General features: G+C 46.0%; 14 protein-coding genes, 7 tRNA genes and 5 rRNA genes. 3 read left to right on the forward strand and 23 right to left on the reverse strand.

Features of this window, described 5'->3' with window-relative positions; all coding sequences use genetic code 11:
- Positions 1-23: 23 nt before the first annotated feature.
- The 12 genes from rpoB to AC3CH4_RS14550 form a co-directional block, all read right to left on the reverse strand.
- A complete protein-coding gene (gene rpoB, locus AC3CH4_RS14495) occupies positions 24-4052 on the reverse strand; it encodes a DNA-directed RNA polymerase subunit beta (RefSeq protein WP_029222057.1) in 4029 nt (1342 codons plus the stop codon).
- Positions 4053-4287: 235 nt separating this feature from the next.
- On the reverse strand, positions 4288-4653 hold the full coding sequence (gene rplL / locus AC3CH4_RS14500; RefSeq protein ID WP_054548256.1) for a 50S ribosomal protein L7/L12: 366 nt from the start codon (positions 4651-4653) through the stop codon (positions 4288-4290).
- 57 nt (positions 4654-4710) lie between these two features.
- Positions 4711-5205, reverse strand: a complete 495-nt coding sequence (gene rplJ, locus AC3CH4_RS14505) for a 50S ribosomal protein L10 (protein WP_017077558.1) — start codon at positions 5203-5205, stop codon at positions 4711-4713.
- 243 nt (positions 5206-5448) lie between these two features.
- The gene (gene rplA, locus AC3CH4_RS14510; protein ID WP_017077557.1) at positions 5449-6153 is read right to left on the reverse strand and encodes a 50S ribosomal protein L1; all 705 of its coding nucleotides are present in this window, start codon (positions 6151-6153) and stop codon (positions 5449-5451) included.
- Positions 6154-6157: 4 nt separating this feature from the next.
- Positions 6158-6586: a 50S ribosomal protein L11 gene (gene rplK / locus AC3CH4_RS14515; protein WP_010435555.1), complete on the reverse strand. Its 429-nt coding sequence runs from the start codon at positions 6584-6586 to the stop codon at positions 6158-6160.
- A 212-nt stretch (positions 6587-6798) separates the two neighbouring features.
- Positions 6799-7347 carry a transcription termination/antitermination protein NusG gene (gene nusG / locus AC3CH4_RS14520; RefSeq protein ID WP_012605006.1) on the reverse strand — a complete coding sequence of 183 codons (549 nt, stop codon included), beginning with the start codon at positions 7345-7347 and terminating at the stop codon, positions 6799-6801.
- A gap of 13 nt (positions 7348-7360) precedes the next feature.
- On the reverse strand, positions 7361-7738 hold the full coding sequence (secE, locus tag AC3CH4_RS14525) for a preprotein translocase subunit SecE (RefSeq protein WP_017073785.1): 378 nt from the start codon (positions 7736-7738) through the stop codon (positions 7361-7363).
- A gap of 223 nt (positions 7739-7961) precedes the next feature.
- Positions 7962-9146, reverse strand: a complete 1185-nt coding sequence (gene tuf / locus AC3CH4_RS14530) for an elongation factor Tu (protein ID WP_012604914.1) — start codon at positions 9144-9146, stop codon at positions 7962-7964.
- A 95-nt stretch (positions 9147-9241) separates the two neighbouring features.
- Positions 9242-9317 (reverse strand) — tRNA-Thr (locus AC3CH4_RS14535).
- Positions 9318-9331: 14 nt separating this feature from the next.
- Positions 9332-9406, reverse strand: a tRNA-Gly gene (locus AC3CH4_RS14540).
- Positions 9407-9444: 38 nt separating this feature from the next.
- Positions 9445-9529: transfer RNA gene (locus AC3CH4_RS14545), tRNA-Tyr, on the reverse strand.
- 45 nt (positions 9530-9574) lie between these two features.
- A tRNA-Thr gene (locus AC3CH4_RS14550) sits at positions 9575-9650 on the reverse strand.
- Between the two features lie 210 nt (positions 9651-9860).
- On the opposite strand from AC3CH4_RS14550, the gene coaA reads away from it, so the two are divergent.
- The gene (gene coaA / locus AC3CH4_RS14555; RefSeq protein ID WP_171313578.1) at positions 9861-10784 is read left to right on the forward strand and encodes a type I pantothenate kinase; all 924 of its coding nucleotides are present in this window, start codon (positions 9861-9863) and stop codon (positions 10782-10784) included.
- Between the two features lie 7 nt (positions 10785-10791).
- On the opposite strand, the gene birA is transcribed toward coaA, so the two are convergent.
- Entirely contained in the window at positions 10792-11757 is a 966-nt protein-coding gene (gene birA, locus AC3CH4_RS14560) for a bifunctional biotin--[acetyl-CoA-carboxylase] ligase/biotin operon repressor BirA (RefSeq protein WP_488524943.1), read from the reverse strand.
- Positions 11754-12800, reverse strand: a complete 1047-nt coding sequence (murB, locus tag AC3CH4_RS14565) for a UDP-N-acetylmuramate dehydrogenase (RefSeq protein WP_488543078.1) — start codon at positions 12798-12800, stop codon at positions 11754-11756. The genes birA and murB overlap by 4 nt, the downstream gene beginning before the upstream one ends.
- A gap of 66 nt (positions 12801-12866) precedes the next feature.
- On the opposite strand from murB, the gene AC3CH4_RS14570 reads away from it, so the two are divergent.
- On the forward strand, positions 12867-13298 hold the full coding sequence (locus AC3CH4_RS14570; RefSeq protein ID WP_171309486.1) for a GNAT family N-acetyltransferase: 432 nt from the start codon (positions 12867-12869) through the stop codon (positions 13296-13298).
- A 91-nt stretch (positions 13299-13389) separates the two neighbouring features.
- Positions 13390-14730 (forward strand): CDP-diacylglycerol--serine O-phosphatidyltransferase, encoded by a 1341-nt coding sequence (gene pssA / locus AC3CH4_RS14575; protein WP_171331239.1) that lies wholly within the window; start codon positions 13390-13392, stop codon positions 14728-14730.
- 642 nt (positions 14731-15372) lie between these two features.
- Here pssA and AC3CH4_RS14580 read toward each other — a convergent pair.
- The 9 genes from AC3CH4_RS14580 to AC3CH4_RS14620 form a co-directional block, all read right to left on the reverse strand.
- Positions 15373-15449: transfer RNA gene (locus AC3CH4_RS14580), tRNA-Asp, on the reverse strand.
- Positions 15450-15516: 67 nt separating this feature from the next.
- A 5S ribosomal RNA gene (gene rrf / locus AC3CH4_RS14585) occupies positions 15517-15632 on the reverse strand.
- Between the two features lie 99 nt (positions 15633-15731).
- A 23S ribosomal RNA gene (locus tag AC3CH4_RS14590) occupies positions 15732-18625 on the reverse strand.
- 18 nt (positions 18626-18643) lie between these two features.
- Positions 18644-18799: a hypothetical protein gene (locus tag AC3CH4_RS14595; protein ID WP_488543079.1), complete on the reverse strand. Its 156-nt coding sequence runs from the start codon at positions 18797-18799 to the stop codon at positions 18644-18646.
- Positions 18800-18927: 128 nt separating this feature from the next.
- Positions 18928-19003 (reverse strand) — tRNA-Ala (locus AC3CH4_RS14600).
- A 21-nt stretch (positions 19004-19024) separates the two neighbouring features.
- Positions 19025-19101: transfer RNA gene (locus tag AC3CH4_RS14605), tRNA-Ile, on the reverse strand.
- A 66-nt stretch (positions 19102-19167) separates the two neighbouring features.
- Positions 19168-20722: ribosomal RNA gene (locus AC3CH4_RS14610) — 16S ribosomal RNA — on the reverse strand.
- A gap of 408 nt (positions 20723-21130) precedes the next feature.
- Positions 21131-21246, reverse strand: a 5S ribosomal RNA gene (gene rrf / locus AC3CH4_RS14615).
- 98 nt (positions 21247-21344) lie between these two features.
- Positions 21345-24238, reverse strand: a 23S ribosomal RNA gene (locus AC3CH4_RS14620).
- Together the 16S, 23S and 5S rRNA genes with 3 tRNA genes alongside form the textbook arrangement of a ribosomal RNA operon.
- Positions 24239-24339 lie beyond the last annotated feature (101 nt).

Here is a 24339-nt window from a genome sequence, read left to right on the forward strand (position 1 = left end):
ATCTTCTTTATAAAAAAGAGGGATTACTCTTCGTCTTCTAGCTCGATGTTGATACCTAGCGAGCGAATCTCTTTCAACAGTACGTTGAACGACTCTGGCATGCCAGGTTCCATGCTATGGTTGCCATCTACGATGTTCTTATACATCTTAGTACGGCCGTTAACGTCATCCGACTTAACTGTTAGCATTTCTTGTAGAGTATATGCAGCACCGTATGCTTCTAGTGCCCATACTTCCATCTCACCGAAACGCTGACCACCGAACTGAGCTTTACCACCAAGTGGTTGCTGAGTTACTAGGCTGTAAGAACCAGTTGAACGAGCATGCATCTTGTCATCAACCAAGTGGTTCAGTTTCAGCATGTACATGTAACCAACAGTTACAGGACGCTCAAACGAATCACCAGTACGACCATCAAACAGTTTAAGCTGACCAGATTCTGGCAGATCACCCAGTTTAAGTAGTTCTTTGATTAGAGACTCAGAAGCACCGTCGAACACAGGAGTAGCAATCGGTAGACCGCCACGTAGGTTCTTAATCAGTGTACGAACTTGATCATCAGACAGTTCAGCAATATCAACTTTCTGACGAGTATCACCAAGATCATAAACCTTCTGTAGGAACTCACGGAACTTATGCAGTTCTTGTTGTTCCTTAACCATTTGGTTGATCTTGTCACCGATACCTTTCGCAGCCAAACCTAAGTGAACTTCTAGGATCTGACCGATGTTCATACGCGATGGTACACCCAGCGGGTTAAGTACGATGTCTACAGGCTGACCTTTCTCATCGTATGGCATGTCTTCAACAGGGTTAATCTTAGAGATTACACCTTTGTTACCGTGACGACCGGCCATCTTATCACCAGGCTGGATACGACGTTTAACCGCTAGGTAAACTTTAACAATCTTAAGAACGCCAGGCGCTAGATCATCACCTTGAGTGATTTTACGACGCTTAGTTTCAAACTTCTTATCGAAGTCTGCTTTTAGCTCATCCCACTGCTCAGCAAGTTGCTCAAGCTGTGTTTGTAGCGCATCGTCTTCTAGAACTTGCTCTAGCCATTGCTTACGACCGATAGTATCAAGCTTAGCTTCAGAGTAACCACCAGACAGAAGTACAGCTTTAACACGGTTAAGAAGGCCACCCTCAAGAATTTGGAACTCTTCAGTTAGATCTTTCTTAGCTTCTTTAAGCTGCATCTGTTCGATTTCAAGTGCACGTTTGTCTTTCTCTACGCCATCGCGAGTGAAGACTTGTACATCGATGATAGTACCCGAAACAGAGTTTGGTACACGTAGAGAAGTATCTTTAACATCAGATGCTTTCTCACCGAAGATAGCACGTAGTAGCTTCTCTTCAGGAGTCAGTTGAGTTTCACCTTTAGGGGTTACTTTACCAACTAGGATGTCGCCACCCTTAACTTCAGCACCAATGTAAACGATACCTGACTCGTCTAGTTTAGACAGAGCAGACTCACCTACGTTTGGAATATCAGCTGTGATCTCTTCAGAACCCAGCTTAGTATCACGAGCCACACAAGACAGTTCTTGAATGTGGATTGTCGTGAAACGGTCTTCTTGAACTACGCGCTCAGATACTAAGATCGAGTCTTCGAAGTTGTAACCGTTCCAAGGCATGAATGCGATACGCATGTTTTGGCCAAGAGCAAGTTCACCAAGGTCAGTTGAAGGACCATCAGCAAGAACATCACCGCGTGCAACTGGTTCACCAGGAAGTACAGTTGGACGTTGGTTAATACATGTATTTTGGTTCGAACGCGTGTACTTAGTTAGGTTGTAGATATCGATACCAGCTTCGCCAGGTACCAATTCATCTTCGTTAACCTTAACTACGATACGAGAAGCGTCTACAGACTGAACCTGACCACCACGTTTAGCAACCGCTGTAACACCAGAGTCAACTGCGATGTTACGTTCAATACCAGTACCTACTAGAGGCTTATCAGCTCTAAGTGTTGGTACCGCTTGACGTTGCATGTTGGCACCCATCAATGCACGGTTCGCATCATCGTGTTCTAGGAACGGGATAAGCGAAGCAGCGATAGATACTACTTGGTTTGTCGCAACGTCCATGTAGTCAACGTGCTCGCGTGGGTGAAGACCAGATTCACCTTTTTGACGAGCTGTGATTAGCTCATCTGCAAACGTACCTTCTTCTGTAAGAATAGTGTTTGCTTGCGCGATTACGAATTGACCTTCCTGGATTGCAGACAGGTAATCAACTTCTTCTGTTACTACGCCATCTACTACACGACGGTACGGAGTTTCTAGGAAACCGTAATCGTTACAACGTGCAAACGCAGATAGCGAGTTAATTAGACCGATGTTTGGACCTTCAGGCGTTTCGATCGGACATAGACGACCGTAGTGAGTTACGTGAACGTCACGTACTTCGAAGCCTGCGCGCTCACGAGTAAGACCACCAGGACCTAAAGCAGAGATACGACGTTTGTGCGTAACTTCTGACAATGGGTTGTTTTGGTCCATAAACTGTGAAAGCTGTGAAGAGCCAAAGAATTCTTTAACTGCAGCAGAGATCGGCTTAGCGTTGATAAGATCTTGAGGCATAATTGCATCAAGGTCACCAAGGCTTAGGCGCTCTTTAACAGCACGTTCTACACGAACTAGACCAACACGGAATTGGTTTTCTGCCATTTCACCTACAGAACGGATACGACGGTTGCCAAGGTGGTCGATATCGTCCACTTCACCAATACCGTTACGGATGCCGATCAGTTTCTTCATCACTTCGATGATGTCTGATTCATCCAGAGTACCGCGCTCTTCTTCTTCTTCACGCTCGATAGAGCTGTTGAATTTCATACGGCCTACAGTTGATAGGTCGTAACGATCTTCAGAGAAGAATAGGCTTTCGAACAATGATTCTGCAGCTTCTTTCGTTGGTGGCTCGCCAGGGCGCATCATGCGGTAGATTTCTACCAATGCAGAGATGCGATCTACTGTGCTATCCGCACGTAGAGTGTCTGACATGAATGGACCATGGTCTAGGTCATTCGTGAACAGCACTTCTAGAGTCTTGTGACCTGCTTGAGACAGGTTAGCAAGTGCTTCTAGGCTAATCTCTTGGTTTGCGCCAACGATGATCTCGCCAGTTGCTTCGTTGATGTAATCTTTCGCAGCAATCTTTTCAACGATGTACTCTACTGGTACTTCGATGTGCTCAACGCCATCTTTTTCAAGTTGACGGATATGGCGAGCAGTAACACGACGACCAGTCTCAACGTAAGTTTTACCGTTTGATTCGATGTCGAATGACGCAGTTTCACCACGTAGACGATCAGGAACCAACTCCATAAGTAGAGTTTGGTCTTTAACTTCGAAGTTCACCTTGTCGAAGAACAGATCTAGGATCTCTTCAGTCGATTTACCAAGTGCACGAAGAATAATCGATGCAGGTAGCTTACGACGACGGTCGATACGTACGAATAAGTTATCCTTAGGATCGAACTCAAAGTCTAACCATGAGCCACGGTAAGGAATTACACGTGCGTTATAAAGAACTTTACCTGATGAGTGGGTCTTACCCTTATCACTGTCGAAGAACACGCCTGGGCTTCGGTGCAGCTGGGATACGATAACCCTCTCGGTACCATTAATTACGAAAGTACCATTGTCTGTCATAAGCGGAATTTCGCCCATGTAGACTTCTTGCTCTTTAATGTCTTTTACAGTGCCTGCTGGTGCGTCTCGATCAAAGATAACTAGACGTAGTTTTACGCGTAGTGGCTTTGAGTAAGTTACACCGCGGATTTGACATTCTTTAACGTCAAAAACTGGCTCACCAAGACGGTAGCTAACGTATTGCAGCTCAGAATTGCCGTTGTAGCTCTGAATTGGAAATACAGAACGGAAAGCAGCTTCAAGACCGTATTGACCTTCTGGATCCTGTTCGATGAATTTATCGAAAGAATCAAGCTGGATCGATAACAGGTATGGAATGTCCAAAACTTGTGGACGAGTACCAAAATCCTTACGGATGCGCTTTTTCTCGGTATAAGAGTAAACCATGGGGTTCCTCAGCTCGCTGATAAGTGACCCAAACCACCCAAAACACTCTTCAGAGGGGGCGGTGACAAACAGCTGTTTACTGTAGTTGAACAATCATTTCGAAAAAATGACTGTTTTTTTGCTCGGATTATGACGGTTAAACAGCGGGAAATTCGTCATAGCCCTACAGCGCAAAAAGGCCGGTGGTTAATAAACCACCAGCCAATAGCCTTGCGGCTAGGAAATTAAGTAATAATTACTTGATTTCAACAGAAGCGCCAACTTCTTCTAGCTGTGCTTTAAGAGCTTCAGCTTCAGCTTTGTCAACGCCTTCTTTAAGCGCTGCAGGAGCTGAGTCTACAAGACCTTTAGCTTCTTTAAGACCTAGGCCAGTTGCGCCACGTACAGCTTTGATAACTTGTACTTTGTTAGCGCCAGCAGCAGTAAGGATAACGTCGAATTCAGTTTGCTCAGCAGCAGCTTCAGCAGAAGCACCACCAGCTACAACTGCAGCAGCAGCAGTAACACCGAATTTTTCTTCCATAGCTTCGATAAGCTCAACAACTTGCATTACAGACATTTCTGCAACTGCGTCTAGGATTTGCTCGTTAGTAATAGACATAACAATTCTCTTTTAAGTCAACAATAAGTTTAAATAGCAACCAGTGAAAAGCAAGGCTTATGCCGCAGCTTCTTCTTTTTGGTCGCGAACAGCAGCGATAGTACGAACCAGCTTGCCAGCAGAAGCTTCTTTCATGCACATCATTAGGCGTGCGATAGCTTCGTCGTAAGTTGGTAGTGTCGCTAGTACATCAGCATCAGTAACTGCGCCTTCAAATGCAGCAGCTTTGATCTCGAATGTTTTGTTCTCTTTAGCGAAGTCTTTGAAAAGACGCGCTGCAGCACCAGGGTGCTCGTTAGAGAACGCAAGTAGGCTAGGACCAGTAAATGTGTCTTGTAGACACTCATACTCAGTACCTTCTACTGCACGGCGTGCTAGTGTGTTACGAACAACTCTCATGTAAACACCCGCTTCGCGAGCTTGTTTACGTAGAGAAGTCATCGCGCCAACAGTAACGCCACGAGAGTCAGCTACAACTGCAGAAAGTGCACCACTGGCTGCTTCGTTGACTTCAGCAACAATTGCTTTTTTGTCTTGAAGATTTAAAGCCATTTGGATTAACCTCTGGTTGTGATTACAGCACTCAATATAAAATACATTGAGCGTTTACGATGTTATTCAAAAATGAATAAATTCATTTCAAACGACAACATCGCCTACGTAGGTTTTATTAAGCTTCACCTTAAAAGGTTCAGCGCCTACGGTCTTGGGATAGACAGTTATGAATTGCTTCAAAAACCACCCAACCACAAATATTAGGCGCAGAAGTATACACTAAATCTGCGCCAAAGCAAATTAGTTTGCTTGAGTGTCAAGACTAGCTTGATCAACAGTAACACCAGCACCCATCGTAGTAGAGATGCTTACTTTCTTCAGGAAAGTACCTTTCGCTGAAGAAGGCTTAGCTTTCTTAAGAGCAACTAGAAGTGCTTCTAGGTTCTCTTGAAGCTGGTTAGCTTCGAAAGACGCTTTGCCGATAGTAGTGTGGATGATACCGTTCTTGTCGTTACGGTAACGAACCTGACCAGCTTTAGCGTTCTTAACCGCTTCAGCAACGTTAGGAGTTACAGTACCAACTTTAGGGTTTGGCATTAGACCGCGTGGACCTAGGATTGTACCTAGTTGACCAACAACGCGCATTGCATCAGGAGAAGCAACAACAACGTCAAAGTCCATTACGCCTTTTTTCACTTGCTCAGCAAGATCTTCCATACCAACGATATCTGCGCCAGCTGCTTTAGCTGCTTCTGCGTTTGCACCTTGAGTGAACACAGCAACGCGGATTTCACGGCCAGTACCGTGAGGTAGCACAGTTGCGCCACGTACGTTTTGGTCAGATTTACGAGCATCGATGCCTAGGTTAACAGCAACATCTACAGACTCAACGAATTTAGCAGTCGCTAGTTCTTTAAGAAGAGCAACAGCTTCGTTGATTTCGTATTCTTTAGTTACTTCAACTTTGTCGCGGATTACGCGCATACGCTTAGTAAGTTTTGCCATGATCTTATCCCTCTACCACTAGGCCCATTGAACGAGCAGTACCAGCAATAGAACGCTTCATTGCTTCGATGTCAGCACCAGTCATATCAGCAGCTTTAGTTTCTGCGATTTCCTGAACTTGAGCGTCAGTTACAGTACCAACTTTCTCAGTGTTTGGACGACCTGAACCAGACTTAACGCCAGCAGCTTTCTTAAGAAGAACAGCAGCAGGTGGAGTCTTAGTTACGAACGTGAAAGAACGGTCGTTGTAAACAGTAATTACTACTGGAGTAGGTAGACCTTTCTCAACAGATTCTGTTTTTGCGTTGAACGCTTTACAGAATTCCATGATGTTCACGCCGTGTTGACCTAGAGCAGGACCAACCGGTGGACTTGGGTTTGCCATACCAGCTGCAACTTGCAGTTTGATATAAGCTTCAACTTTCTTAGCCATGATATTTCCTAATTTTTGGGTACATGCGCTAGCCCTAAGGCAAGCTCCCCTTAATTTCAATTAACTCTTTCTTACTTCGATAGAAGCAAAAAGGCGCGAAATTATAATCATAATTCGCGCCTTTAACAACCCTAAAAAGGTGGTTTTTTATACTCTTTTATTTTGAACAACTTATGACGTATTTATCCACAGCTTGTTCAAAGATTAGAGTTTTAGTCTAGCTTTTCAACTTGACCAAATTCAAGCTCAACCGGTGTTGCACGACCAAAGATCGATACAGATACCTTAATGCGGCTTTTCTCGTAATCTACTTCTTCAACTGTACCGTTGAAATCAGCAAACGGACCATCGTTCACACGAACCACTTCACCCGCTTCGAACATTGTCTTAGGACGTGGAGACTCGCTCGCTTTCTCTAGACGGTTCAAGATAGCATCAGCTTCTTTGTCAGTGATTGGTGCAGGACGATCAGAGGTACCACCAATGAAGCCCATAACACGAGGGATACTGCGCACTAAGTGCCATGATTCATCATTCATGATCATTTGCACTAATACGTAGCCAGGGAAGAACTTACGTTCGCTTTTACGGCGTTGACCTGCACGCATTTCCACTACTTCTTCAGTAGGTACTAAAACGTCACCAAAGAACTCTTCCATGTCGTGCATTTTAATATGTTCGCGTAGCGATTGAGATACACGACCTTCATAGCCAGAAAAGGCTTGAACTACATACCAACGTTTTTTTGGAGCTTCACTCATGAATCAGAACCCTCTACACCCCAGTCGCTAGAGAAACTAAACGGACCATAATGCCGTCAATTCCCCAAAGCACTAGAGACATAACAATACATACAGCTAAAACGATCAATGTAGTTTGCATAGTTTCTTGGCGAGTAGGCCAAACAACTTTACGAATCTCCATACGAGATTCTTTTGCAAAATCGATCGCAGCTTTACCTTTAACTGTTGTTGCTGCAACGCCTAGTGCGGCAGCAATCAGCACAACTACACCTGCAGCGCGAATTACAACAGACAATTCACCATACAGGTAATTACCCACAACAGCAGCAGCCAACAGTACAAAAGCGACTACCCACTTCATTGTATCTGCTGCACCTGAGCTATCAGGAGTTTCAGCGTTTGCTTTCATAAAACCAACCTGTGATAAGTCTTAAATATAGACGACAATAACCCCGCTGTTGCAGGGCACATTCCTTTGCGTTGCAAAACAACACATCTAACAGTCATTTTAGTCAAAAAGACCGTTTAATTCTTTGCTAAGAGCTAAAATTGATGCCAAAACATCCAACTCTTTTTTCAGCGAAGAAAAAGGGCATCAAATGATGCCCTTTTTACTAGTGGTTCGTCAAATCTTATGCAAAGATTTTAGCTACAACACCAGCACCAACTGTACGGCCACCTTCGCGGATTGCGAAACGTAGACCTTCGTCCATTGCGATTGGAGCGATTAGCTCAACAGTCATTTGAACGTTGTCACCTGGCATTACCATTTCTACGCCTTCTGGTAGAGTGATATCGCCTGTTACGTCAGTTGTACGGAAGTAGAACTGTGGACGGTAACCCTTGAAGAAAGGAGTGTGACGGCCGCCTTCGTCTTTAGAAAGTACGTATACTTCAGACTCAAACTTAGTGTGTGGGTTGATTGAACCTTTAGCAGAAAGTACTTGGCCACGTTCAACGTCATCACGCTTAGTACCACGTAGAAGTGCACCAACGTTCTCACCTGCACGACCTTCGTCAAGCAGTTTACGGAACATTTCAACACCAGTACAAGTAGTAAGAGTAGTTTCTTTGATACCAACGATTTCTACTTCGTCACCTACACGTAGGATACCGCGCTCGATACGACCAGTAACAACAGTACCACGACCTTGGATTGAGAATACATCTTCAATAGGAAGTAGGAACGGCAGGTCAACAGCACGCTCTGGAAGTGGAATGTAAGAATCTAGTGCTTCTGCAAGCTCAACAATCTTGTCTTCCCACTGCTTTTCGCCGTTTAGAGCGCCAAGTGCAGAACCTTGAATTACTGGAAGGTCGTCTCCTGGGTACTCGTACTCAGAAAGAAGTTCACGTACTTCCATTTCTACTAGCTCAAGTAGCTCTTCGTCATCAACCATGTCACATTTGTTCATGAATACGATGATGTAAGGGATACCAACTTGACGACCAAGTAGGATGTGCTCACGTGTTTGTGGCATAGGGCCATCTGTAGCAGCAACAACTAGGATACCGCCGTCCATTTGAGCAGCACCAGTGATCATGTTTTTAACATAATCGGCGTGTCCAGGACAGTCTACGTGTGCGTAGTGACGTTCAGGAGTATCGTACTCAACGTGAGAAGTTGCGATTGTGATACCGCGCTCGCGCTCTTCTGGAGCGTTATCGATAGATGCGAAATCTTTAGCAACACCGCCGTACACTTTTGCAAGTGTAGTACAGATAGCAGCAGTTAGAGTTGTTTTACCGTGGTCAACGTGGCCGATAGTACCAACGTTTACGTGCGGTTTCGTACGTTCAAATTTTTCTTTAGACATGGGGTGTCCCTCTAGGTACGGATTAGGTGGCTTAAAATAAGACCACGCAACCAAAAAAAATGGTTTTCTTTATTAAAGGAGAAGAAGCTTTAGACTGGTGCTAATACCCAGAGTCGAACTGGGGGCCTCACCCTTACCAAGGGTGCGCTCTACCGACTGAGCTATATCAGCACACAAAAATGAGTTGGAGCGTGCAGCGGGAATCGAACCCGCATCATCAGCTTGGAAGGCTGAGGTAATAGCCATTATACGATGCACGCAACACGTAACTCTTTTGAGCTATTTAACCTTTAGAATATGGTGGAGGGAGACGGATTCGAACCATCGAAGGCAGTGCCGGCAGATTTACAGTCTGCTCCCTTTGGCCACTCGGGAACCCCTCCAAATTTTGATCTTTCTCTCGCTCTCTATAAATAGAAGGGAGAAAGTGGTGCCGACTACCGGAGTCGAACTGGTGACCTACTGATTACAAGTCAGTTGCTCTACCTACTGAGCTAAGTCGGCACAAGTGGGGCGCATTTTATTGAATGATTTTCCACCTTGCAATAGTAAATTGCAAAAAAGTGTAAAATTCTCTTATCAAATTCCCATATACGGTTATTTAGCTCAAGGTTTCTGCCTTTAATCCGCATCTAGTAAAGGAAGATATTTAATTTATCTATCGCTTGATGTATTTTCCATGCACTTGTTTTGTTATCCACTATAGAGTTTTGTATGAGCCCATTTATGTCATTTGACCGCGCGCAGTGGTCTGAACTAAGGAATTTAGTTCCAATGACACTTTCTGAGAGCGATTTGAAAGAGCTTCAAGGCATCAATGAAAAGCTGACAATGGAAGAAGCTGTAGAAATTTACCTACCGTTATCTCGTCTGTTGAATCTCTATGTGGCCGCTCGACAAAATAGAAACTCAGTACTTCATCAATTTCTGGATAAGAAAGAGACTGCGCCGCCATTTATCATTGGTATCGCTGGCAGTGTGGCGGTAGGTAAAAGTACAACCGCTCGTCTACTCAAAGCTCTGTTATCTCGTTGGGACAACCACCCTAAAGTTGAACTAGTTACGACAGATGGCTTTTTGTATCCCAATGAAGTGCTTCAAGAAAAAGGCCTAATGAGTAAGAAAGGGTTCCCTGAGTCTTATGATATTAAAGCGCTAGTCAATTTTGTATCAGACGTGAAGGCATGCAAGCGTAATGTGACAGCACCTGTGTACTCTCACCTCACCTACAACATTACCAATGAAGTAAAAGAGGTCGACTTACCAGATGTGCTTATTATTGAAGGACTCAACGTTCTACAAAGCGGTATGAATTACCCACATGAGCCTCATAGAGTCTTTATTTCAGACTTCCTCGACTTCTCGTTATATGTCGATGCTGAAAGCGCTCAAATTCAACAATGGTATGTAAATCGTTTTATGAAGTTTCGTGAAGGTGCCTTCGCTAAACCAGGGTCATACTTCGGGCACTACACTAAATTATCAGATCTAGCCGCTAAGGAAAAAGCAGAAGGTATTTGGCAATCAATCAATGGTTTAAACCTAGAGCAGAATATCCTTCCGACCAGAGAAAGGGCTCACCTGATTCTACGCAAGGGCGCAGATCATATGGTCGAAGAAGTGTTACTAAGAAAATAGTAGAGCCTTAGTCTCCTTTTCTCAGCGAGATTTCTCCCCCGATATAGCTCTCTATACCACTCTCAGTTTTGAGCAGCACGGCGCCTTGTTCATCAATCCCCTGAACGACACCTTCAATTTCTCTAGGTCCAATAATCAACCTTACGTTGCGACCTAAGAAATTATCTAAGCGGTTCCACCGTTCGACAAAATTAGACATTCCTTTCAACTCATAGTCGGCAAGTGACTTGTCCCAAGCATTGATCAGAGCCTGTGCTAAATCATTACGATCTGGCACTTTCCCATCACACACTTCTTTGAGAGAGGTCCACGGCTGACCAATACCTGATGTTGTCGGGTCCATGGACAGGTTTAGTCCCAAACCAATAACAATATGAGCAGCGCCACCAGACTGTCCTGACAACTCGACTAAAATACCCGCGAGTTTCTTGTCATTATGATAAAGGTCGTTCGGCCACTTTAGTTTAACGCCTTCAACTCCCATATCCTCCAACGCCTCTACAACGGCGACACCAACCACAAGACTCAGCCCCATAGCCGCAGCCATACCGGCATCGAGTCTCCAGTACATTGAAAGGTATAGATTGGCACCGAATGGCGATACCCATTCACGGCCACGACGTCCACGACCTGCAGCTTGATATTCAGCAATACAGACCGAACCCGATTCGAGGGTATTAGTACGCTCTAATAGGTGCTGGTTTGTTGAACCTATGATTGGAATGAGTTCAAGAGAAGCATCACGACTCACAGCAGACAATTTTTCTTGGTCAAGCATATCTAAACGACTAGCTAGCTTATAACCTTTGCCTTGTACTCGATAGATATCCAAACCCCACTCTTGGATACCTTTAATGTGCTTACTGATAGCCGCTCGTGATACACCGATCATTTCACCTAAGTATTCACCAGAATGAAACTCACCATCGGCAAGACATCTCAATAGTGCAAGCTTGGTACTGTGCTCTCTCATACCAATGACTCCAAAGCTTTATCTAGGTTTGTCTCACTTTCTTGACCTATGAAGCGAACTTCGTGTTCCAATGATATGTCGAACTTGTCTAGGACAGCTTGACGTACTCGCGCTGCAAGTCTGAGGATATCCGTAGCAGACGCTTCATCATAATTGATGATAACCAAAGCTTGATTTGGATGAATTTGAGCACCACCTTCAAACACACCTTTAAACTGGCATTGATCAATGAGCCACCCAGCGGCGACTTTGATCATGTCGTTACTCTCATAACCGACAATGTTTGGGTATAACGCAGACAGCCGATCAAAATGATCTTTGGTGATCACAGGGTTTTTGAAGAAACTTCCCGCATTACCCTGTACGGAAGGGTCTGGTAGCTTGCTTGAGCGTATAGCACACACTTCATCAAATATAGAACGAGGAGAAAGTGTCTCTAAAGGTAAACTTTTAAGCGGGCCGTAGTGGTTACATGGCTTCCACTCTTTAGGTAGGGTCAAACCAATCGCAACAACAATCGCTTTGCCATAGAGAGCGTGCTTAAAAATAGAATCTCGGTAGCCAAAGAGACATTCCTCTTTGCTTAACCGCTTAACTGTATAAGTATCCAGATACAGAATATCAACATATTCGCATACGTCTTGCAGTTCAACACCATACGCACCAATATTCTGAATCGGAGCAGAACCTGAACAACCAGGTATCATTGCGAGGTTTTCTAGACCACCCAGACCTTTATCAACACTCCACTCAACCAAGCTTGGCCAATCCTCACCACCACTCACATGCAGAAGGTGATGACGGTCCGTCTCGGTCATCTCAATCCCAGCTAATTTATTGACAATGATCAAACCAGCGAAATGCTTGGTAAAAAGCATATTACTGCCCTTACCCAGAATTAACTTAGGTGAAGTTGACCATTTAGGATTCCTATAAACCGAAATCAGTTCGTCGATCGTAGTTACTTCAACCAACGCATCACAGGTCTGATCGATAGAAAAAGTATGAACATTTTTTAAACTAGCATTGAGATGGAATTGCATGGCGATATTCAATTAACTTACACTGCCATCATTCTACAGCAGATAAACAAATGGCGCAGTGACTGAATGAACAATGTCATCATTACTCAATTAGACCCCGTAAAGGTTCCCCTCGTTAAGCGTTTTTACAAAGAGCATTACCCAACAGGTAAAGCCAACAAAAGCGAAAAAATCTACTCATTAGAGCTAGACGGCCAGTTATGTGGTGTAGTTCGCTTTCGAACGATAGAAGATGCACGCTTACTTACCGGAATGGCTATCTCTAAGGAATACCGTGGCAAGCGATTAGGTTCACAGCTAATGGATTATTGTGTTCTTCACACGCTGACGGAAAAAGATTATTGCTTCGCGTATTCTCATCTGACTAATTTCTACAATCGTCATCAATTCATACAAATCGATCCCAATGAACTACCAAATGGTTTGAGAGTCTTATATGAGCGCTATTCGAATAGCGGAAAAGATCTCATTCCTATGCATTATCAGCAAAATTGTTAGAGAATGCCTCGATTATCTAGTATTTGATGCTATCCCTTTGGTAAAATCAAAGGTTCGCAATTTTGCATATTTTTAAGGTAAAACAGTCAATATGATTGCCAGTAGGAATCCATTCATACAGTTGCCAACCATAGCGCAGAATCCTGACAAGTTTGAAGTACTACTATCAGCGCAAGAGTTTAGAACTCGCTTACTTGATGAGATATCTCGCGCAACAACTCGTATTAGTTTAGTCGCTTTGTATCTTGAAGATGATGAGGCTGGCCGTGAGATCCTAACTGCCTTATATGAAGCAAAGCAAAAGAATCCAGAATTAGATGTGAGTGTATGTGTCGATTGGCACAGAGCTCAACGTGGATTGATTGGTGCGGAGTCTTCTGAAGGCAATGCAGCCATGTATAAAGAGTTTGCGGAAAAATATCAGCACTCTGTACCCGTCTATGGCATTCCAGTTCGCGGCAAAGAAGTCTTTGGCGTATTGCACTTAAAAGGCTTTATCGTCGATGACAGCGTGATATACAGCGGTGCAAGCCTTAACAATATCTATTTAAGTTATCATGATCGTTACCGTTTCGATCGCTACCATGTTTTAAACAACGCAACACTTGCTGACTCAATGTTCTCCTATGTCCAAGAACAAATGATCTCAGACATCGCTGTTTATGATTTGGCTGATAAGAACAAACCAGTTACCAAAGAACTGAAACCTGCAATCCGTCAATTCAGAGCATCATTAGCACGCTCTCAATACAAGTTCGACTCTCAAGATGTCTCCGCAGAACAAGTGGCCGTAACTCCTTTAGTTGGTATAGGTAAGAGACGTAACCGCCTAAATCAGGGAATTAACCAACTGGTTGCTCAAGCTAAAGATGAAATTTTCATTTGTACGCCATATTTCAATTTTCCGCCTAGCCTAGCGAAGGAAGTGAAGAGAGCACTTAAACGTGGCGTAAAGGTCACGATTGTTGTCGGCGATAAGACAGCCAATGACTTCTTTATCTCCCCAGAGGAAGAGTTTAAAACGATTGGTGGCTTGCCTTACTTATACGAATTGAACCTGCGTCGATTTGCGAAGGCAAATGAAGCGAATATAGCAAGTCGTAACCTGTCTATCCGACTTTGGCAACACGATTCCAACAGCTTCCATTTGAAGGGCATTTGGGTTGATAAACGCTACATGCTACTCACAGGTAATAACCTAAACCCACGCGCATGGAAGTTGGACTTAGAAAATGGCATATTCATCCAAGATAACTATCATCATCTAACGGATAAATTCCAAGCTGAGGTTAATAATATTGTTCAACACACACAGCTAATCTGCACTTATAAGCAATTGGACAAGATTGAGAGCTATCCGATGGAGGTTCAGAAGTTGATTCGTAAGATCACTCGTGTCAAAGCCGATAGAGTCCTTAAACAAATATTGTAGTCGATGTTATTAGAAACATTATTTATCAACGCCTAGCAAACGCTAGGCGTTTTTGTATCTGTGAGATAAGTTTGTTTGTTGTAATTTCGCTATTTACTCAAGACTAGTGCCAACGCTTAAATCTCCAAGTATCTACCTTTCTTAGTCAGCCTAATAATTAAGATGCGGCTATCAGATACAAATAACAACCACGTAAGATACCAACTCAATCGACAATTACTTTCTATATCCTGTCCTGATCGCCACTCCTTACAGCGAGAACTAGCGTGACAGCCCCCTGATATTCACTTGTATTTATACTGGTCTAATTTGATGCTCCGTTATCTTTAGAGGGTGTAGCAAAAAGAATTAGAAGTAACCATCTCAATTCGTCAGGTTTAAATGTAAAACAGCACGAGCCTCCCTCTATCTAGAGAGACACCTCAATATATAGCGATAAGGTCTGTAACCAAAATCCAAAAACTCATACCCGAGAAACGACGAAAGCCTAGTCGTCAGACTAGGCTTTCTAATAAGTAGCGGAATGGACGGGGTTGCGGACTTCAGGCAACCCCTTTGTGGGACTCATTCGACCGAAGGGCAAAACACTTTTCTTGAAATGTAAAAAAGCCCTGCTATTTCTAGCAGGGCTTTTCTAATAAGTGGCGGAGTGGACGGGACTCGAACCCGCGACCCCCGGCGTGACAGGCCGGTATTCTAACCAACTGAACTACCACTCCGCAGTGGTCAACTCACTAAGTGAGCGTCCATATCTCCAGGTCGGTCAACCTAAAGATTTAATTTAAAGCCTGGCGATGTCCTACTCTCACATGGGGAAACCCCACACTACCATCGGCGCTATTGTGTTTCACTTCTGAGTTCGGCATGGAATCAGGTGGGTCCACAATGCTATGGTCGCCAAGCAAATTTTAAAATTCGGAAAGCTTATCTAAAAGTATTTCTCTTCAAACTCATTCAAGGTCTGTCTTTCTATTGAGTCCACAAAACCCCTTGGGTGTTGTATGGTTAAGCCTCACGGGCAATTAGTACAGGTTAGCTCAATGCCTCGCAGCACTTACACACCCTGCCTATCAACGTCGTAGTCTACGACAACCCTTTAGGACACTTATAGTGCCAGGGAAAACTCATCTCAAGGCTCGCTTCCCGCTTAGATGCTTTCAGCGGTTATCGATTCCGAACTTAGCTACCGGGCAATGCCATTGGCATGACAACCCGAACACCAGAGGTTCGTCCACTCCGGTCCTCTCGTACTAGGAGCAGCCCCTTTCAATTTTCCAACGCCCACGGCAGATAGGGACCGAACTGTCTCACGACGTTCTAAACCCAGCTCGCGTACCACTTTAAATGGCGAACAGCCATACCCTTGGGACCGACTTCAGCCCCAGGATGTGATGAGCCGACATCGAGGTGCCAAACACCGCCGTCGATATGAACTCTTGGGCGGTATCAGCCTGTTATCCCCGGAGTACCTTTTATCCGTTGAGCGATGGCCCTTCCATTCAGAACCACCGGATCACTATGACCTGCTTTCGCACCTGCTCGAATTGTCATTCTCGCAGTCAAGCGGGCTTATGCCATTGCACTAACCACACGATGTCCAACCGTGTTTAGCCCACCTTCGTGCTCCTCCGTTACTCTTTGGGAGGAGACCGCCCCAGTCAAACTACCCACCAGGCACTGTCCGTAATCCCGATTCAGGGACCAACGTTAGAACATCAAAACTACAAGGGTGGTATTTCAAGGACGACTCCATCACATCTAGCGACGCAATTTCATAGTCTCCCACCTATCCTACACATGTAGGTTCAATGTTCAGTGCCAAGCTGTAGTAAAGGTTCACGGGGTCTTTCCGTCTAGCCGCGGGTACACTGCATCTTCACAGCGATTTCAATTTCACTGAGTCTCGGGTGGAGACAGCGTGGCCATCATTACGCCATTCGTGCAGGTCGGAACTTACCCGACAAGGAATTTCGCTACCTTAGGACCGTTATAGTTACGGCCGCCGTTTACCGGGGCTTCGATCAAGAGCTTCGTCCGAAGACTAACCCCATCAATTAACCTTCCGGCACCGGGCAGGCGTCACACCGTATACGTCATCTTACGATTTTGCACAGTGCTGTGTTTTTAATAAACAGTTGCAGCCACCTGGTATCTGCGACTCTCGTCTGCTCCATCCGCAAGGGACTTCACTGATAAGAGCGTACCTTCTCCCGAAGTTACGGTACCATTTTGCCTAGTTCCTTCACCCGAGTTCTCTCAAGCGCCTTGGTATTCTCTACCCGACCACCTGTGTCGGTTTGGGGTACGATTCCTTACAATCTGAAGCTTAGAGGCTTTTCCTGGAAGCATGGCATCAATGACTTCACTACCGTAGTAGCTCGACATCGTATCTCAGCGTTAGTAGTGGTCCGGATTTACCTAAACCACCCGCCTACATACTTGAACCTGGACAACCGTCGCCAGGCCCACCTAGCCTTCTCCGTCCCCCCATCGCAATTGTAAGAAGTACGGGAATATTAACCCGTTTCCCATCGACTACGCCTTTCGGCCTCGCCTTAGGAGTCGACTTACCCTGCCCCGATTAACGTTGGACAGGAACCCTTGGTCTTCCGGCGAGGGAGTTTTTCACTCCCTTTATCGTTACTCATGTCAGCATTCGCACTTCTGATACCTCCAGCAGCCCTTACAGACCACCTTCAACGGCTTACAGAACGCTCCCCTACCCCACATACCCTAAGGTACGTAGCCGCAGCTTCGGTGTATAGCTTAGCCCCGTTACATCTTCCGCGCAGGCCGACTCGACCAGTGAGCTATTACGCTTTCTTTAAATGATGGCTGCTTCTAAGCCAACATCCTGGCTGTCTGAGCCTTCCCACATCGTTTCCCACTTAGCTATACTTTGGGACCTTAGCTGGCGGTCTGGGTTGTTTCCCTCTCCACGACGGACGTTAGCACCCGCCGTGTGTCTCCCGGATAGTACTTACTGGTATTCGGAGTTTGCAAAGGGTTGGTAAGTCGGGATGACCCCCTAGCCTTAACAGTGCTCTACCCCCAGTAGTATTCGTCCGAGGCGCTACCTAAATAGCTTTCGGGGAGAACCAGCTATCTCCAGGTTTGATTGGCCTTTCACCCCTAGCCACAAGTCATCCGCTAATTTTTCAACATTAGTCGGTTCGGTCCTCCAGTTGATGTTACTCAACCTTCAACCTGCCCATGGCTAGATCACCTGGTTTCGGGTCTAATCCTAGCAACTGTACGCCCAGTTAAGACTCGGTTTCCCTACGGCTCCCCTAAACGGTTAACCTTGCTACTAAAATTAAGTCGCTGACCCATTATACAAAAGGTACGCAGTCACACCACGAAGGTGCTCCTACTGCTTGTACGTACACGGTTTCAGGTTCTATTTCACTCCCCTCACAGGGGTTCTTTTCGCCTTTCCCTCACGGTACTGGTTCACTATCGGTCAGTCAGTAGTATTTAGCCTTGGAGGATGGTCCCCCCATATTCAGACAGGATATCACGTGTCCCGCCCTACTCGTTTTCACTGATTATGAGATGTCGACTACGGGGCTATCACCCTTTACTGCGGCACTTTCCAGAGCCTTCGTCTGTCTCATTAAAAGCTTAAGGGCTAATCCAATTTCGCTCGCCGCTACTTTCGGAATCTCGGTTGATTTCTCTTCCTCGGGGTACTTAGATGTTTCAGTTCCCCCGGTTTGCCTCCTGTTGCTATGTATTCACAACAGGATACTTGCTTATGCAAGTGGGTTTCCCCATTCAGGAATCCCAGACTCAAAAGGTTATTACTACCTAATCTGGGCTTATCGCAAGTTATTACGCCTTTCATCGCCTCTGACTGCCAAGGCATCCACCGTGTACGCTTAGTCACTTAACCATACAACCCGAAAGGGTCTTAGTGTATGGCAACTAACCAAGGTTTTTGGTTGTCATCAAGAAGGGTTAATTCTTGATAACTGTTTGCCGGACTCAATTGTGAATCAATGTAAACATTGATTCGAATACAAGACACTTGAATGTGTTTGTTGTGTTTACCAATAAAGATAAACATTGAGAACTTTTAAATTTGATTTGAATTACTCGTAAGTAATCAAATCAGTCAGCTTTCCAAATTGTTAAAGAGCTAGATTCAAACTAATGAACCATTTTTAAATATTTTCAAATAAAAACACTTAAAGATGGTGGAGCTATGCGGGATCGAACCGCAGACCTCCTGCGTGCAAGGCAGGCGCTCTCCCAGCTGAGCTATAGCCCCATCTTTGTATCTAGTCGATATTGGTGGGTCTGAGTGGACTCGAACCACCGACCTCCCGCTTATCAGGCGAGCGCTCTAACCAGCTGAGCTACAGACCCAATATCGTCTCTTTTACTTTCTAAACCTAATCAATCTGTGTGGACACTCATCGTGGTATCTTCGTATAAGGAGGTGATCCAGCCCCAGGTTCCCCTAGGGCTACCTTGTTACGACTTCACCCCAGTCATGAACCACAAAGTGGTGAGCGTCCTCCTCGAAAGGTTAAACTACCCACTTCTTTTGCAGCCCACTCCCATGGTGTGACGGGCGGTGTGTACAAGGCCCGGGAACGTATTCACCGTGACATTCTGATTCACGATTACTAGCGATTCCGACTTCATGGAGTCGAGTTGCAGACTCCAATCCGGACTACGACGCACTTTTTGGGATTCGCTCACTATCGCTAGCTTGCTGCCCTCTGTATGCGCCATTGTAGCACGTGTGTAGCCCTACTCGTAAGGGCCATGATGACTTGACGTCGTCCCCACCTTCCTCCGGTTTATCACCGGCAGTCTCCCTGGAGTTCCCGACATTACTCGCTGGCAAACAAGGATAAGGGTTGCGCTCGTTGCGGGACTTAACCCAACATTTCACAACACGAGCTGACGACAGCCATGCAGCACCTGTCTCAGAGTTCCCGAAGGCACACCTGTGTCTCCACTGGCTTCTCTGGATGTCAAGAGTAGGTAAGGTTCTTCGCGTTGCATCGAATTAAACCACATGCTCCACCGCTTGTGCGGGCCCCCGTCAATTCATTTGAGTTTTAATCTTGCGACCGTACTCCCCAGGCGGTCTACTTAACGCGTTAGCTCCGAAAGCCACGGCTCAAGGCCACAACCTCCAAGTAGACATCGTTTACGGCGTGGACTACCAGGGTATCTAATCCTGTTTGCTCCCCACGCTTTCGCATCTGAGTGTCAGTGTCTGTCCAGGGGGCCGCCTTCGCCACTGGTATTCCTTCAGATCTCTACGCATTTCACCGCTACACCTGAAATTCTACCCCCCTCTACAGCACTCTAGTTCACCAGTTTCAAATGCAGTTCCGAGGTTGAGCCCCGGGCTTTCACATCTGACTTAATGAACCACCTGCATGCGCTTTACGCCCAGTAATTCCGATTAACGCTCGCACCCTCCGTATTACCGCGGCTGCTGGCACGGAGTTAGCCGGTGCTTCTTCTGTTGCTAACGTCAAGATGCGCAGCTATTAACTACACACCCTTCCTCACAACTGAAAGTACTTTACAACCCGAAGGCCTTCTTCATACACGCGGCATGGCTGCATCAGGCTTTCGCCCATTGTGCAATATTCCCCACTGCTGCCTCCCGTAGGAGTCTGGACCGTGTCTCAGTTCCAGTGTGGCTGATCATCCTCTCAGACCAGCTAGGGATCGTCGCCTTGGTGAGCCATTACCTCACCAACTAGCTAATCCCACCTAGGCATATCTTGACGCGAGAGGTCCGAAGATCCCCCTCTTTGGCCCGTAGGCATTATGCGGTATTAGCCATCGTTTCCAATGGTTATCCCCCACATCAAGGCAATTTCCTAGGCATTACTCACCCGTCCGCCGCTCGACGCCCATTAACGCACCCGAAGGATTGTTAGTGTCGTTTCCGCTCGACTTGCATGTGTTAGGCCTGCCGCCAGCGTTCAATCTGAGCCATGATCAAACTCTTCAATTTAAGATTTTGTGACTCAACGAATACTGACTTCAAAACTAATATTCATTGCTCTTTCGAAAAAGATTGATGAACATGTAATTCTAAAGCTATTACCATTCCAACAGAATGGTAATGAATTGACTGTGCCGAATAACTACAAGTAGTTAAACGTATTGGTCACTCAGTTCATTGAAATCATTGTGTTACCGAAGTAACTGTCATTACCTAAGTAATAACGTTTTGATATTCATCAACGAGTGCCCACACAGATTGATAGGTTTAAATTGTTAAAGAGCTTTGCTTTCAGTACCTTAGCACGTAAGCAGGACGCGTATAATACGCTTTCCACTTTGAAAGTCAACATAAAACTCTAAGAAACTTAGAACTCTATGGTGACTTGTCTAGAAACTAGACAAAGTCGAAATTAAAGCCTGGCGATGTCCTACTCTCACATGGGGAAACCCCACACTACCATCGGCGCTATTGTGTTTCACTTCTGAGTTCGGCATGGAATCAGGTGGGTCCACAATGCTATGGTCGCCAAGCAAATTTTAAAATTCGGAAAGCTTATCTAAAAGTTATTTCTCTTCAAACGCATTCAAGGTCTGGTACATCTGAGTCCACAAAACCCCTTGGGTGTTGTATGGTTAAGCCTCACGGGCAATTAGTACAGGTTAGCTCAATGCCTCGCAGCACTTACACACCCTGCCTATCAACGTCGTAGTCTACGACAACCCTTTAGGACACTTATAGTGCCAGGGAAAACTCATCTCAAGGCTCGCTTCCCGCTTAGATGCTTTCAGCGGTTATCGATTCCGAACTTAGCTACCGGGCAATGCCATTGGCATGACAACCCGAACACCAGAGGTTCGTCCACTCCGGTCCTCTCGTACTAGGAGCAGCCCCTTTCAATTTTCCAACGCCCACGGCAGATAGGGACCGAACTGTCTCACGACGTTCTAAACCCAGCTCGCGTACCACTTTAAATGGCGAACAGCCATACCCTTGGGACCGACTTCAGCCCCAGGATGTGATGAGCCGACATCGAGGTGCCAAACACCGCCGTCGATATGAACTCTTGGGCGGTATCAGCCTGTTATCCCCGGAGTACCTTTTATCCGTTGAGCGATGGCCCTTCCATTCAGAACCACCGGATCACTATGACCTGCTTTCGCACCTGCTCGAATTGTCATTCTCGCAGTCAAGCGGGCTTATGCCATTGCACTAACCACACGATGTCCAACCGTGTTTAGCCCACCTTCGTGCTCCTCCGTTACTCTTTGGGAGGAGACCGCCCCAGTCAAACTACCCACCAGGCACTGTCCGTAATCCCGATTCAGGGACCAACGTTAGAACATCAAAACTACAAGGGTGGTATTTCAAGGACGACTCCATCACATCTAGCGACGCAATTTCATAGTCTCCCACCTATCCTACACATGTAGGTTCAATGTTCAGTGCCAAGCTGTAGTAAAGGTTCACGGGGTCTTTCCGTCTAGCCGCGGGTACACTGCATCTTCACAGCGATTTCAATTTCACTGAGTCTCGGGTGGAGACAGCGTGGCCATCATTACGCCATTCGTGCAGGTCGGAACTTACCCGACAAGGAATTTCGCTACCTTAGGACCGTTATAGTTACGGCCGCCGTTTACCGGGGCTTCGATCAAGAGCTTCGACCGAAGTCTAACCCCATCAATTAACCTTCCGGCACCGGGCAGGCGTCACACCGTATACGTCATCTTACGATTTTGCACAGTGCTGTGTTTTTAATAAACAGTTGCAGCCACCTGGTATCTGCGACTCTCGTCTGCTCCATCCGCAAGGGACTTCACTGATAAGAGCGTACCTTCTCCCGAAGTTACGGTACCATTTTGCCTAGTTCCTTCACCCGAGTTCTCTCAAGCGCCTTGGTATTCTCTACCCGACCACCTGTGTCGGTTTGGGGTACGATTCCTTACAATCTGAAGCTTAGAGGCTTTTCCTGGAAGCATGGCATCAATGACTTCACTACCGTAGTAGCTCGACATCGTATCTCAGCGTTAGTAGTGGTCCGGATTTACCTAAACCACCCGCCTACATACTTGAACCTGGACAACCGTCGCCAGGCCCACCTAGCCTTCTCCGTCCCCCCATCGCAATTGTAAGAAGTACGGGAATATTAACCCGTTTCCCATCGACTACGCCTTTCGGCCTCGCCTTAGGAGTCGACTTACCCTGCCCCGATTAACGTTGGACAGGAACCCTTGGTCTTCCGGCGAGGGAGTTTTTCACTCCCTTTATCGTTACTCATGTCAGCATTCGCACTTCTGATACCTCCAGCAGCCCTTACAGACCACCTTCAACGGCTTACAGAACGCTCCCCTACCCCACATACCCTAAGGTACGTAGCCGCAGCTTCGGTGTATAGCTTAGCCCCGTTACATCTTCCGCGCAGGCCGACTCGACCAGTGAGCTATTACGCTTTCTTTAAATGATGGCTGCTTCTAAGCCAACATCCTGGCTGTCTGAGCCTTCCCACATCGTTTCCCACTTAGCTATACTTTGGGACCTTAGCTGGCGGTCTGGGTTGTTTCCCTCTCCACGACGGACGTTAGCACCCGCCGTGTGTCTCCCGGATAGTACTTACTGGTATTCGGAGTTTGCAAAGGGTTGGTAAGTCGGGATGACCCCCTAGCCTTAACAGTGCTCTACCCCCAGTAGTATTCGTCCGAGGCGCTACCTAAATAGCTTTCGGGGAGAACCAGCTATCTCCAGGTTTGATTGGCCTTTCACCCCTAGCCACAAGTCATCCGCTAATTTTTCAACATTAGTCGGTTCGGTCCTCCAGTTGATGTTACTCAACCTTCAACCTGCCCATGGCTAGATCACCTGGTTTCGGGTCTAATCCTAGCAACTGTACGCCCAGTTAAGACTCGGTTTCCCTACGGCTCCCCTAAACGGTTAACCTTGCTACTAAAATTAAGTCGCTGACCCATTATACAAAAGGTACGCAGTCACACCACGAAGGTGCTCCTACTGCTTGTACGTACACGGTTTCAGGTTCTATTTCACTCCCCTCACAGGGGTTCTTTTCGCCTTTCCCTCACGGTACTGGTTCACTATCGGTCAGTCAGTAGTATTTAGCCTTGGAGGATGGTCCCCCCATATTCAGACAGGATATCACGTGTCCCGCCCTACTCGTTTTCACTGATTATGAGATGTCGACTACGGGGCTATCACCCTTTACTGCGGCACTTTCCAGAGCCTTCGTCTGTCTCATTAAAAGCTTAAGGGCTAATCCAATTTCGCTCGCCGCTACTTTCGGAATCTCGGTTGATTTCTCTTCCTCGGGGTACTTAGATGTTTCAGTTCCCCCGGTTTGCCTCCTGTTGCTATGTATTCACAACAGGATACGTGCTTATGCACGTGGGTTTCCCCATTCAGGAATCCCAGACTCAAAAGGTTATTACTACCTAATCTGGGCTTATCGCAAGTTATTACGCCTTTCATCGCCTCTGACTGCCAAGGCATCCACCGTGTACGCTTAGTCACTTAACCATACAACCCGAAAGGGTTTCTATTTACTTTCACTTTAAAAAGTGAAGACAAATAAGCGTATGGCAACTAACCAAGGTTTTTGGTTGTCATCAAGAAGGGTT

The sequence above is a fragment of the Vibrio sp. QJM3NY_26 genome, assembly GCF_057786005.1.

What these genes read in the sequence shown, in the direction of transcription:
- coaA (WP_171313578.1), top strand. Translation starts at nt 9,861, where the DNA reads ATGAGCCCATTTATGTCATTTGACCGCGCGCAGTGGTCTGAACTAAGG.
- rplL (WP_054548256.1), bottom strand. Translation starts at nt 4,653, where the DNA reads ATGTCTATTACTAACGAGCAAATCCTAGACGCAGTTGCAGAAATGTCT.
- tuf (WP_012604914.1), bottom strand. Translation starts at nt 9,146, where the DNA reads ATGTCTAAAGAAAAATTTGAACGTACGAAACCGCACGTAAACGTTGGT.
- murB (WP_488543078.1), bottom strand. Translation starts at nt 12,800, where the DNA reads ATGCAATTCCATCTCAATGCTAGTTTAAAAAATGTTCATACTTTTTCT.
- birA (WP_488524943.1), bottom strand. Translation starts at nt 11,757, where the DNA reads ATGAGAGAGCACAGTACCAAGCTTGCACTATTGAGATGTCTTGCCGAT.
- AC3CH4_RS14570 (WP_171309486.1), top strand. Translation starts at nt 12,867, where the DNA reads ATGAACAATGTCATCATTACTCAATTAGACCCCGTAAAGGTTCCCCTC.
- rplK (WP_010435555.1), bottom strand. Translation starts at nt 6,586, where the DNA reads ATGGCTAAGAAAGTTGAAGCTTATATCAAACTGCAAGTTGCAGCTGGT.
- rplA (WP_017077557.1), bottom strand. Translation starts at nt 6,153, where the DNA reads ATGGCAAAACTTACTAAGCGTATGCGCGTAATCCGCGACAAAGTTGAA.
- pssA (WP_171331239.1), top strand. Translation starts at nt 13,390, where the DNA reads ATGATTGCCAGTAGGAATCCATTCATACAGTTGCCAACCATAGCGCAG.
- rpoB (WP_029222057.1), bottom strand. Translation starts at nt 4,052, where the DNA reads ATGGTTTACTCTTATACCGAGAAAAAGCGCATCCGTAAGGATTTTGGT.
- nusG (WP_012605006.1), bottom strand. Translation starts at nt 7,347, where the DNA reads ATGAGTGAAGCTCCAAAAAAACGTTGGTATGTAGTTCAAGCCTTTTCT.
- rplJ (WP_017077558.1), bottom strand. Translation starts at nt 5,205, where the DNA reads ATGGCTTTAAATCTTCAAGACAAAAAAGCAATTGTTGCTGAAGTCAAC.
- AC3CH4_RS14595 (WP_488543079.1), bottom strand. Translation starts at nt 18,799, where the DNA reads ATGTTTATCTTTATTGGTAAACACAACAAACACATTCAAGTGTCTTGT.
- secE (WP_017073785.1), bottom strand. Translation starts at nt 7,738, where the DNA reads ATGAAAGCAAACGCTGAAACTCCTGATAGCTCAGGTGCAGCAGATACA.